General features: G+C 30.7%; 13 protein-coding genes. 12 read left to right on the forward strand and 1 reads right to left on the reverse strand.

From position 1 onward, the window contains the following. The first annotated feature begins 144 nt into the window (after positions 1 to 144). Both B2G86_RS10770 and B2G86_RS10775 read left to right on the forward strand, forming a co-directional pair. Positions 145 to 828, forward strand: a complete 684-nt coding sequence (locus B2G86_RS10770) for a hypothetical protein (RefSeq protein WP_078358110.1) — start codon at positions 145 to 147, stop codon at positions 826 to 828. Between the two features lie 275 nt (positions 829 to 1103). Continuing rightward, positions 1104 to 1595 (forward strand): metal-dependent hydrolase, encoded by a 492-nt coding sequence (locus B2G86_RS10775; protein ID WP_078358111.1) that lies wholly within the window; start codon positions 1104 to 1106, stop codon positions 1593 to 1595. Positions 1596 to 1650: 55 nt separating this feature from the next. Here B2G86_RS10775 and B2G86_RS13440 read toward each other — a convergent pair whose 3' ends face one another. Next, on the reverse strand, positions 1651 to 1803 hold the full coding sequence (locus B2G86_RS13440) for a hypothetical protein (protein ID WP_169711986.1): 153 nt from the start codon (positions 1801 to 1803) through the stop codon (positions 1651 to 1653). Positions 1804 to 1983: 180 nt separating this feature from the next. On the opposite strand from B2G86_RS13440, the gene B2G86_RS10780 reads away from it, so the two are divergent. The 10 genes from B2G86_RS10780 to B2G86_RS10825 all read left to right on the forward strand — a co-directional run bounded on the left by B2G86_RS10780 (position 1984) and on the right by B2G86_RS10825 (position 11604). Beyond that, positions 1984 to 3171, forward strand: coding sequence for a UTP--glucose-1-phosphate uridylyltransferase (locus tag B2G86_RS10780; RefSeq protein WP_078358112.1), 1188 nt, complete (start codon positions 1984 to 1986; stop codon positions 3169 to 3171). Positions 3172 to 3184: 13 nt separating this feature from the next. Continuing rightward, the gene (gene trhA / locus B2G86_RS10785) at positions 3185 to 3883 is read left to right on the forward strand and encodes a PAQR family membrane homeostasis protein TrhA (RefSeq protein WP_078358113.1); all 699 of its coding nucleotides are present in this window, start codon (positions 3185 to 3187) and stop codon (positions 3881 to 3883) included. 9 nt (positions 3884 to 3892) lie between these two features. Then, on the forward strand, positions 3893 to 4135 hold the full coding sequence (locus B2G86_RS10790) for a hypothetical protein (RefSeq protein ID WP_078358114.1): 243 nt from the start codon (positions 3893 to 3895) through the stop codon (positions 4133 to 4135). A gap of 125 nt (positions 4136 to 4260) precedes the next feature. After that, positions 4261 to 4662 carry a TipAS antibiotic-recognition domain-containing protein gene (locus tag B2G86_RS10795; RefSeq protein ID WP_078358115.1) on the forward strand — a complete coding sequence of 134 codons (402 nt, stop codon included), beginning with the start codon at positions 4261 to 4263 and terminating at the stop codon, positions 4660 to 4662. Positions 4663 to 4768: 106 nt separating this feature from the next. Then, on the forward strand, positions 4769 to 6367 hold the full coding sequence (locus B2G86_RS10800; RefSeq protein WP_238418538.1) for an amidohydrolase: 1599 nt from the start codon (positions 4769 to 4771) through the stop codon (positions 6365 to 6367). Between the two features lie 3 nt (positions 6368 to 6370). Then, positions 6371 to 7711 carry a multidrug efflux MFS transporter SdrM gene (gene sdrM / locus B2G86_RS10805; protein WP_078358117.1) on the forward strand — a complete coding sequence of 447 codons (1341 nt, stop codon included), beginning with the start codon at positions 6371 to 6373 and terminating at the stop codon, positions 7709 to 7711. 28 nt (positions 7712 to 7739) lie between these two features. Next, positions 7740 to 8207: a SepA family multidrug efflux transporter gene (locus B2G86_RS10810; protein WP_078358118.1), complete on the forward strand. Its 468-nt coding sequence runs from the start codon at positions 7740 to 7742 to the stop codon at positions 8205 to 8207. Positions 8208 to 8278: 71 nt separating this feature from the next. Continuing rightward, a complete protein-coding gene (locus B2G86_RS10815) occupies positions 8279 to 9748 on the forward strand; it encodes an MDR family MFS transporter (protein WP_078358119.1) in 1470 nt (489 codons plus the stop codon). 134 nt (positions 9749 to 9882) lie between these two features. After that, positions 9883 to 10944, forward strand: a complete 1062-nt coding sequence (locus tag B2G86_RS10820) for an Mrp/NBP35 family ATP-binding protein (protein WP_078358120.1) — start codon at positions 9883 to 9885, stop codon at positions 10942 to 10944. A gap of 15 nt (positions 10945 to 10959) precedes the next feature. Continuing rightward, complete coding sequence (locus tag B2G86_RS10825) at positions 10960 to 11604, forward strand: KinB-signaling pathway activation protein (protein ID WP_078358121.1); 645 nt, start codon at positions 10960 to 10962, stop codon at positions 11602 to 11604. The last annotated feature ends 378 nt before the right edge of the window (positions 11605 to 11982 follow it).

Raw genomic sequence — 11982 nt, forward strand, 5'->3', positions numbered from 1 at the left:
TACATGTTACAATAATTTTTACTAATATCAGTTTATCATGTATGATATTCTTATGTTTTAATATGTGCTTAATTATTTTATAAGAAAGAAGTGTCCTTAATGAGAGAAAAGAAAGAAAAAGCAAAAAGGCCGAGGAGTGATTCAATGAAATGGATTTATGGTCTCTTAACAGTTTGCTTAATATTTCTAGTAGCATGTGACAATCAATCTTCTAAGAATAATGAAACAAATAAAGAAAAGTCGTCAAATGTAAAAACAACAGAAGAAGATACAAATGAAGTTAAAACGAAAGAAGAAAAGCGTATTGACAATAAAACAGTAGAAAAAAATAAAGCTCAAAATAACAAAAGTATAGAAAATAATGAAAAGCAGTCTTCAGAAGAAATTCCAGTAGAAGAAAATGTGAACGGTGTTAAACCTAACAATCATACTGTACCTGAAGAATTCGATACAAAAGTATATAATACTGCAAGAAATTGTTTGTTAAATCAAGGCAATTCTCAAGCAGAGTGTGATGATGTAGAAAGTACAATAGAATTCACGAGAGCTTGGCAAAATTTAAGTCATGATGGTTATTTATGTAATGATGATGGTTGTACTTTGCCTAAAGATGATCAACATCAAGATAATAGTCAACAATCAGATCAAGATTCAAATTATCAAACAGATGAATTGAATACGAATGAAAATAATCATCGAGAAAATCACTCGAATAATAACAATCAACAATATAAAGATACGAATAAAGAACAACAAAAACAAAATCAATCAAATGAAACAACAAATGAAAATACTAATAATCAAGAGAATTTAAATAAAGCAAGCTAAATAAAAAGCGTTCGTCTCTGTAGACGAACGCTTTTTACTGTGAAATAAGGGGGTTATTTCAACAATGGTATAGGGTTATGTTTAATATGACTTACAACTATAGTTTAACAGGCTTTTATTTCAAATCAATACTTTTGTGATTGTTTTCACAATTTCGTCATTTGAATTTATTTTTTGTGATGTACATCACTATAAAGTCACAAAGTGTTCGTATACTTGTTCGGTATTTTGTGGTAAAATAAATTAAAATGATTTTGAAAAGAGGAAAAATTAATATGACAGGAAAAACACATCTAGCTTGCGGTATATTCATCGGGTCATCATTAAGTATTTATTATGGAGAAGATGTTTTCACTTCTTTTACGATAGTTAGTTTATGCGGCGTTTCAAGTTTAGTTCCAGATATCTGCCATTTTAAAAGTAATATTGGAAAGAAGTTATTTCCAATTAGCTTTATTATAAGATTGATTTTTGGACATCGAACATTTACTCACTCCTTATTATTTTTATTTCTAATATTTTGGGGATTGAATACAATTTCTGCACCAGAACCTTATTTAGTGTCTATAATATTAGGTATGTTGTCTCATATTATTTTAGATATGTTAACGCCTAGAGGTGTGAAGTTATTCTATCCATTAGATGTTTCTGTTAAATTACCAATTGTATTTAAAACAGGTGGGGCAATTGATTTAAGTTTATCTTCTGCCTTTACGATTGTTACAATTATATTATGGTGGAAAGACATTTATCGTTTATTTATATAAATAACGAAAAGAGGCTGAGACAATTAATTGTCCCAGCCTCATTAATATTAATATGTTATTTTCCGAATTTACCTTTTAAATCTTCGCCTTTATCTTTAGCGAAGTCTTTACCTTTTTCTGTGTACTCATCTTTATTTTCGTTTACGTGGTCCTTACCTTTTTCAACTGCTTTGTCTTTTGCGTCGTTGAACTTATCTCCTAAACTCATAATAAAATCCTCCTTGGCCTATTATTAATAGGAATATTTTGTGTTTGAACCAACACATTAATATATTTACCCGTTTATTTTTTAAATAATCATTTTAATTATTATTTTTTTGTGATATTTTTAGACAAATCATTCTAAAGTCGTATAATGATAATGAGTCAAATATTCGGAGGTATTATAATGCTAGATGAAACAATGTTAAAACAACATGGACAAGAGCACTTTTTAGAGTATAGTAAAGTGATGAGTCAGAGTGAGAAAGAACAATTAGATTTAGATATTAATAGATTGGATTTAGATGAAATAAATGATTTATACCAAGATGTATATGTAAATAGAAAACCCATTGAAGTTGCAGAAGATATAGAACAAGTTAATTTTGATGTAAAAAATCAATTTACGCTAGATGAGTTGAAGTCTTATAGATCATTAGGAATTAAGGCTATTAAAGAGGGGAAATTCGCTGTCTTATTAATGGCTGGTGGGCAAGGTACTAGATTAGGACATAAAGGTCCAAAAGGTACATTCTCATTTAATGATAAAAGTTTGTTTGAAAGACAAGCTGAACAATTACGTAATTTAACTGAAGAAGTAGGTACGCCAATTCATTGGTACATTATGACAAGTGATGTTAACCATAAAGATACGTTATCATTCTTCCTAGAGCATAAGTATTTTGATTATGACGAAAATTATATTCACTTTTTCAAGCAAGATCACATTGTAGCTTTAACTACGGAAGGTAAATTGATTTTAGACACTGATAAGCATATTATGCGTACACCTAATGGTAATGGTGGTGTGTTTAAATCATTAGAAAAGAATAATCTATTATCAGAAATGAAAGAGAATGGCGTTGAGTATTTATTCCTAAATAATATTGATAATGCATTAGTTAAAGTATTAGATCCAGAATTTGTTGGATATACTATAGAGAAAAATAGTGATGTTACAACTAAATCAATTAAAGCTTACGAAGATGAAAAAGTAGGTCGTATTGTTTCAGTTGATGGAAAAAAACGAGTGCTTGAGTATTCTGAACTAACTCCTGAAGACGTAAATAAACTTGATAATGCTAATATTGGTATTCATGTGTTTAAAGTTGATTTTCTAATTGATGCAGCATCTAAACCACTTCCTTATCATTTAGCTGTTAAAAAACTTAAGCAATTAGATGAAGATTTCAGCGTAGTTGAAATTGAATCATTAAAGTTTGAATTATTCTACTTTGATATTTTTCAATATGCTCAAACTTTCGCTACACTTCAAGTAAATAGAGATATAGAATTTAGTCCTTTAAAAAATAAAGAAGGAAAAGATAGTATAGAAACAGCTCAAAAAGATTTAGAAAATAATCAACTTTTATAAAAGAGGTATATGAATGGATCAAATAAATAATACGCAGTCTCATCCTAGAAAAGACGGGAAAGTTAAAGAAGCATTTAAAGATATAATGCCACTCTCATTTGGAGAGGAAGTAGGAAATGCAGTTTCTCATGGTATACCAGCATTTTTACTTTTATTCTTCTTACCGTACGCAGCTGTTGAAAGCTATATTAATGATGGTGCACTTAAATCAACAAGTGTATCTATATACATTATTAGTATTATGCTTATGTTCTTATCATCAGCAGTTTATCATTCAATGTCTTCATCTTCACCTCAAAAGTATATTATGAGAATCATTGATCATAGTATGATTTATATAGCAATTTGCGGAACTTATACACCAATAGCTTTGTCATTAGTAGGTGGCTGGCTAGGCTGGGTGATTATGGCTGTTCAGTGGGGTATAACTATTTGGGGAATCATTTATAAATCTACAGCTAAAAATGTAAATCATAAATTGAGTTTGGCAATGTATTTAATTATGGGATGGATGGCTGTACTAATGTTGCCAACCATTATAAATAAGACATCTTTAATTTTCATGTTATTTATAATGATTGGCGGTATCAGCTACACGATAGGTGCATGGTTCTATGCTCAAAAAAATAGAAAGTATTTCCATATGATATGGCACTTCTTTATCCTTGTTGCATCTATATTTCATTTTCTAGCAATTATGTACTTCATGTAGGAGGTCAAAATGAATTATCGTTTGTATTATAGTGTCCTTACGATTATTATTTTAATACAAGGTTATTTCTTTTATTATTTTGTATTTAGTGATGGTAAACAAGGCGGTTTACAGTTTATGGGATTCGTTTCTCTAATATTTGGATTGATTTTAGTCTATGTCATAATAATGCTCGTTAAACATCAAAGAAGAAATAATAGCCAAAAATTCAATGAACATATTAAAAAAGGTGAACAAAGACGGTTAAAATAATTTTAATAAGGACGACCAACTAAGGAAATGTATAATTAGTTGGTCGTTCTTTTGTTAATTTTTGAAAAAAAGGGGTAAATATACAATATAAGATAATTTATCGATATGAATAGGGGGACATGATCATGTCAGATGAAAGAAAATTTGAAGCATTCAATCGTGAAAAATTAAATAAAGAAGAAGAAGTACAAGGAGAAGCGGTAGAGGACAGAAGCGGTCATAAAATTGATCAAGCTGATGACAATTTCTTAGATATGAGTCAAAGTGAAATTAAAGGTAAAAATCAAATTGAAAAGAAATTATTAGAGAAATTAGATAATCTCGTGCAACAAGGTGCTACATTAGAAAAGCAAGAAGAAGTAACAGACTTGCACAGAGAATGGCTTACTTATAGTTGGCCGAACTATACAGAAGATAGACATTTAGAGATCATCAATATGTATGAAGCGGATAAAAGATATCGTGATTATTTTGGTGAAGATAGAACACAAGAATTGATATTAGCAGTTAAGCATGTATTGAAATAAACTGAGTACATGACCACGGAAAGTATGTGCAAAAAAGTCATCGATTTTATCGGTGTCTTTTTTGCTTTTATATATGTAAAATTGACTTATGTTAATTTATAAGGAGATGGGTCTGGTGAAGAAGCTATTCAACAATGGAAAAATATATACTATGAATCATTCTGAAGATACATATGTAGGTGTTATCGTTAATGATGGAACAATAGAAAGATTATTAACACAAGATGATCTAAATGAAATCAATATAAAAGATTTTGAAGTAATAGATTTAAATGAGGGTACGATGTTCCCTGGTTTTGTAGAAACCCATATCCATGTGCTGGGGACAGGTGTATGGCTTTCCTCTGTTATCCTAAATGGTGAAACAAATATAGAAGTCGTTAAAGATAAGATTAAGCAAAAAGCTGAACAGCTTGAACCTGGTGAATGGTTAGTTGCTGAAGGATATGATGAAAATTTATTACATGGCATTAGACTAGATAAGAACGATTTAGATGAGTTGTGTAAAGATAATCCAGTTATCATTAAACGAGTTTGCAGACATGCAGCAATCGTCAATACGAAAGCTTTAAAAAAATTAGATGTCAAAGATGATGTAGACAATCCTGTTGGTGGATCATATGAAAAACAAGATGGTGAGTTAACTGGCTGGATTTATGATACAGCTATGGAACCTTTTGAAGAATTAGCTTCTAACGAAGATGAACAATCGCTAACTAAACATTTACAAAATGCTATAGATTATTTATATCAATTTGGCATAACGGGATCTCATACTGAAGATTTAGGATATTACGAAGATTATAAAGATGTCTTGAACGCTTATAAAACAGTGGTTGGTGGAGAAGATCATCAAAGACCATTTAGAGTACGTTTGTTGCGTCACTTTAGTGTTTATGAACAAATGATGGATGAACAAGCTACTTTCGTTGATGGTTGGTTAGAACCAGATGCTATGAAATTCTATGCAGATGGTGCTTTTGGTGGTAGCACAGCTTTATTGAAAGAACCTTATTCGAACGACCCAGCTGGTGAAAATTATGGTTTATCCATATATACTCAAGAAGAATTGAATGAAAAAGTTCAACTAGCTAGAAAATATAATGGGGCAATAGCTGTTCATATGATAGGCGATAAAGCTTGCGAGATGGTATTAGATGCTATTGAAAAATATCCAGCACCAAAAGAGTTAAGAGATAGATTGATTCATATTAGTACTTTGAATGAAGAATTACTAAAACGTGTTTCTAAATTACCCGTAATATGTGATGTGCAACCTCAGTTTATTACGAGTGATTTCCCATGGGTGCAAGATAAAGTTGGAGATCAAAGAGCGAGATATTTATATCCATTTAAATCAATGTTAGATTTGAACATTATTATAGGTGGTGGGTCTGATGCACCTATAGAAACGCCTAATCCGATGTTAGGTGTTCATGCAGCTGTAAATAGACAATCTTATGGAGAAAACGGTGCATATTTCATTGAAGAAGCAATATCTATATTTGATGCAATGAGTTTATATACGACGCAAGCAAGTGAAATTGCACAAACAACTGATAGAACAGGAAAAATAAAACCTGGATACGAAGCGGATTTTACAGTATTAGATAAAGATCCATTTGAGACTGACCCAAAAGAGTTAGCGAATATACAAGCAATTAAAACGATAGTTAACGGAAAAATTGTTTACGAAAGAGAGTAAATTATGAGTAAGAATAAAGGAATTGTACTAGCATTAGTACTCATTATGTTTATGAGTGCAATTGAAACATCTATAGTGTCATTGGCAACGCCAACGATGCAAAGAGATTTTAATATTGAAACAGAAGTGGCATTAATTTTTACAGTATATTTAATCGCAGTCGTATTTATGACACCAATTGTTGGTGAATTAGTTAAGCGTATAAATATTAAATTTGTAGTTCTACTTGGAATATCAGTTTTTATAATTGGTAGTGTATTTTGTGGATTAAGTGAAATGACAAATAGTTTTTCATTGCTTGTCATTTCAAGAATTGTTCAAGGACTTGGTGCAGGCGTGATGATGACTTTAGGACAAGTTGTACCAAAGTTAGCATTTCCAATACCACAAAGATATAAAGTAATGGGCATAGTTGGAAGTGTTTGGGGAATATCAAGTATTGTAGGTCCACTACTAGGTGGTGCAATATTAGAATATTTAAACTGGAGCTTTTTATTTTATATAAATGTACCTATAGCTTTAATATCTATCTGGCTCGTTATTAAATACTTTAATTTTGAACAAGAAAAAGTAGAAAAAACGAAATTAGACTATAAGGGATTACTTATATTTTATGGTGTAGTAGCAAGTTTCTTATTAATAGTAGCTGAACATATACCTCTTATAGTAAGAGGGATTTGTTTCGTAATATTAATAGCACTCGCTTTTACTTTATATAAAATAGAAACAAGTATTAAAAATCCATTTGTTCCAATTGAAGCATTTAATAGGAAAATTATTTTAGTTCTATTTACCGACTTATTATATTCAACAATGTTAATGGGATATACTATTTTTATGCCAATATATTTACAGAATGAACAAGGTTTTTCTCCGCTACAAAGTGGTTTAACGATATTTCCAATGTCTGTCGGTTGGCTGTTTATTACATTTATATTAGGTAGACTAGATAAAATAAAATTAAAGTTTATTTATTTGTTGGCTTTCTTAGCAATGTTTGTTGGTAGTTTCGCAATTATAACTGGAGTAGAATGGATTGTAATTATTCCATTCGCTGTGTTTGTGATGGGTGTATCTTTTGGAACTGTATATACAAAAGATGTAGTAGTAGTTCAGGAAGAAGCACCAAGTCATCAGTTAGGATCAATGATGTCGATTTACACATTGTTCAAAACAATTGGAAGTACAACTGGATCATTAATAGTAGCTTCCATATATGTGCTAGATGTTCCATTCTTAACTTACGGTGTGCAAAATATTATGCTTTATATTATACTCGTCGCAGTAACATTAACGATTGCATGGTCCCTCATTTTTAAAGAAGCAAATAGGGATAGCATTTAACGAAGAATACAAAAGGGAGTAACAATGTATGAAAAGAAAAAACAAACGCTTTGATTTATTTCAATTATTGACGTTATTGATTATTATAAGTATCTTCACATTGTCTGGTGCAATTTTCATTGTGTTACTTTCTTTTGGTATGTTTGGCTTAAGTAGAATATTAATTTATTATGGTTTGGCAGAATTCAATTATAATAAAAGTGTGATAGATAACTTGTTTTATTATGGTAGTTATATTTTATTTGGTTACTTCACATTAGTTGCCATTGAATTTTTATTAGACAGATTCAAAAATAAATTGAATGATAATCCATACTTTAAAGGCATGACCTTCCATTTATTAACCATTACTGTTAGTACAATTATGTTTTATTTCACAGTGCATATTTATTATTCACAAATAAAAATTGAATTCTGGGTAATTTTAATTATTATTTCGATTCTATATATATGTACTGAAATCTTTTATCCAGATAGTAAAAATTTAAATAGATGAAACATTTATTTTGATTTCCGAAATAAAATAGTGCATAATAGCAAAGGTATATTTTAGAAGGAGTTGAAACCATGAATGTTCAGGATATTTCAAAAGGTAAAAGAAATCTAGTCGTAGCTGTGATGTTAGTAAGTGCCTTTGTGGCAATTTTAAATCAAACTTTATTAAATACAGCGATACCTGAAATCATGGTACATTTAAATATTGATGCTAACCAAGGACAATGGTTAATGACGGGATTTATGTTAGTTAATGGTGTTATGATACCAGCGACTGCATTTCTAATGGATAAATTTAATACAAGACCACTTTATTTAATGGCGATGTTATCATTCACAATAGGTACACTGGTAGCAGCACTTTCGCCTAATTTTAGTATATTAATGTTAGCGAGGGTACTTCAAGCAATGGGTGCGGGAGTTATGATGCCCCTTATGCAATTTGTACTCTTTAATTTATTCCCTAAAGAAAAACGTGGCTTTGCGATGGGTATGGCAGGTTTAGTTATTTCATTTGCACCTGCATTAGGACCAACTTTATCAGGATACTTAGTGGATAATTTTAGTTGGAGAAGTCCGTTCTACTCAATTATTCCATTTTCAGTAATAGCATTAGCTTTTGGTGCGAAATACTTAACAAATATTTCTAAGCCAAAAGATGTACATTTAGATGTACCATCTTTAATTTTATCAACAGTAGGATTTGGGTCATTACTGTATGGGTTCAGTAGTGCAGGATCATTAGGATTTACTTCAGCTACTGTTATCATTACATTGATCATTGGTGTAGTTACATTAATAGTATTTATATTCAGACAGTTAAAACTAGAAACACCATTATTGAATATAAGAGTGTTTAAATATAAAACATTTGCACTAACGACAGTTATAGGTGTATTTTCAATGGTATCTTTAATTGGACCATCATTGTTGATGCCAATGTATATGCAAGATGCTAGAGGATATACAGCACTTATATCAGGCCTGTTATTATTACCAGGTGCAATTGTAACGGGAATCATGTCTCTTGTAACAGGTCGTTTATTTGATAAATATGGTGCGAAATGGCTCGCTATTACAGGTTTCTCAATTATCAGTGTCACGACGTTGATGCTTGCATTCTTGAGTACCGATACGTCATTAGCATATTTGATTATCGTTTATACAGTAAGAATGTTTGGTGTTTCTATGATTATGATGCCAGTTAACACAGCTGGTTTAAATGCGATACCAAACGAAGTATTATCACACGGAACAGCAATGATGAATACTTTAAGAACAATTGCTGGTTCAATTGGTACGGGAATTTTAGTAACAATCATGTCAATTGGTGCTAAAAACTTTAATCCATCAAAAGAACAATTAGAGGTAGCAAGTTCTGGTAATAAAGCAGAAATATTACAATCTCAAGCAATGATACATGGTATTAATATTGCGTTCTTAGTATTAACAGTTATCGTATTCTTTGGAGTTGTACTTTCAATATTTCTTAAAACAGAGAAAATTAATCGAAACACTAGAATACCTAACCACTCAAAATAAGATTTTAAACAGGTTGAGACAAATTAATGTCTCAGCCTGTTTTTTTGAACATTAAACTACCTATTTGTATAATTTTTTTGTTACACTAATTATAAAGATGAATAGATAAACATTTTAGAAGGGGAGTCGTAGCTTTGTTATCTGTAGAACAGGTTAAAGAACTTGTGGGAGCATTACATGATCCAATTGTGGATGTACCATTAAAAGAAACAGGCGGTATTATTGAGGTAGGCATTAAAGAAGAGAAAGAACATGTAAGTGTGAAGGTTGCTATTGCTAAGTTAGGTGGACAGCCTCAATTAGATTTACAAATGGAAATTGTTGATTTATTAAAAGAAAATGGTGCTAAAACAGTTGGAATAAGATTTGATGAATTGTCTGCAGAAGCACTAGAAAAATTTAAAGCAGTAATGGAAGAACAAACAATTGAAGGATTGTTATCTAAAGATAATCCTGTAGAATTTATAGCTGTAGCTTCAGGTAAAGGTGGCGTCGGCAAATCAACAGTAGCGGTCAATTTAGCAGTGTCGCTTGCAAGACAAGGGAAAAAAGTTGGACTTGTTGATGCTGATATTTATGGTTTTAGTGTTCCAGATATGATGGGTATTCAAGAAAAACCTGAAGTAGAAGGAGAACAAATCATACCTGTTGAACGTGAAGGTGTTAAAGTTATTTCTATGGCTTTCTTTGTGGAAGAAAATGCGCCAGTTATTTGGAGAGGACCTATGCTCGGTAAAATGATTACTAGTTTCTTTACCGAAGTTAAATGGGGAGAGTTAGACTATTTAATACTCGATTTACCTCCAGGCACTGGTGATGTAGCTTTAGATGTACATACAATGTTGCCTTCAAGTAAAGAAATTATTGTTACAACGCCTCATCCAACTGCTGCATTCGTAGCAGCAAGAGCGGGCGCGATGGCTAAACATACTGAGCACTCAATTATTGGTGTCATTGAAAACATGTCTTATTTCCAAAGTAAAGAAACTGGAAATAAAGAGTATGTATTTGGCAAAGGTGGAGGCACGAAGTTAGCAGAAGAACTTCAAACAACATTATTAGGAGAACTTCCTTTAAGTCAGCCAGAATGGGATGAAAATAATTTCTCACCATCTATATATAAAGAAAATGAAGATCTAGGTAAGGTTTATAGTCAAATTGCTAAAAATATAATTAATATAACAATGGAAGAGTAGTGCGGAGGTAAGCAAGTGACCTTAAAATATTTAATTCAATTTTATAGAAATACACTGCTTATTGGTGTTGTCGTTACATATTTATCATCTTTAATTTTTGGTTATGATAAAGTAACGAAGTATTTATTTGCAGGAGATATTGGAAACTTTATAGCGGCATCAGTATGGTTTATAGTAGTAGGTCTACTAGTTGCCACAATAAGTCAGTTAGCATATTTTATCTATTTGTTTATAAATCAGTTAGGTATCGGAATATTTGGGAAGATTTGGCCACATGTACAAATCGTTGTCACGATATTTGCTATATTCGATCTAGTCTATTTTAGATTTTTGAGATTTGGTGGCACTGATCAAATACTTTCATTTATTTGGCTACCTATAGTCGTTATTGTTTTTGCAACCATCACAAGCAATCTTAAAAATAAGCAATCTAAAAAGAATTTATGGATACCATCTATGTTCTTTATGATAGTTATGACTACTGTAGAACTTATTCCGTTTTTAAGAGTAGAAGATACAAGCTGGATTTATTTAACAATATTTGGTTTATTATTATGTAATGTTTATCAGCTTATTACATTGCCAAAATTTAATGCATTGTCTCTCGAAGAAAGAAAAGCGAAGAAAGCAAATCGTGAAAATAGCATTAAAAGCAAGTGATAAATGAACAAAAACACAAGATTAAAGGTTTATTACACCTTAATCTTGTGTTTTTTAATTTTTTGTAAAAAAATCGATATATATTATTGACTTTTATAAGACCACTTGATATTATATAAAGGTCGCTGAAAACGACAGCACAACAACAAAAAAGAAATTTAAAGTTTTTGTTAAAAGTGTAAAATTAACTCTTGTTAATACGCATTAAATGTTATATATTTATAAACGTGTTAAAAATTAGTTAAGAAACAAGTTGAAAACAATCGTTGTTTTTAGTACAATATTGTTTAGACATTTAACAAATGAACATTGAAAACTGAATGACAATATGTCAACGTTAATTCCAATAATTGAGTACTTATAGTACTTCAAAGAGTG

Origin of the sequence: Mammaliicoccus fleurettii (assembly GCF_002018435.1) — a bacterium.
Lineage (GTDB): Bacteria > Bacillota > Bacilli > Staphylococcales > Staphylococcaceae > Mammaliicoccus > Mammaliicoccus fleurettii.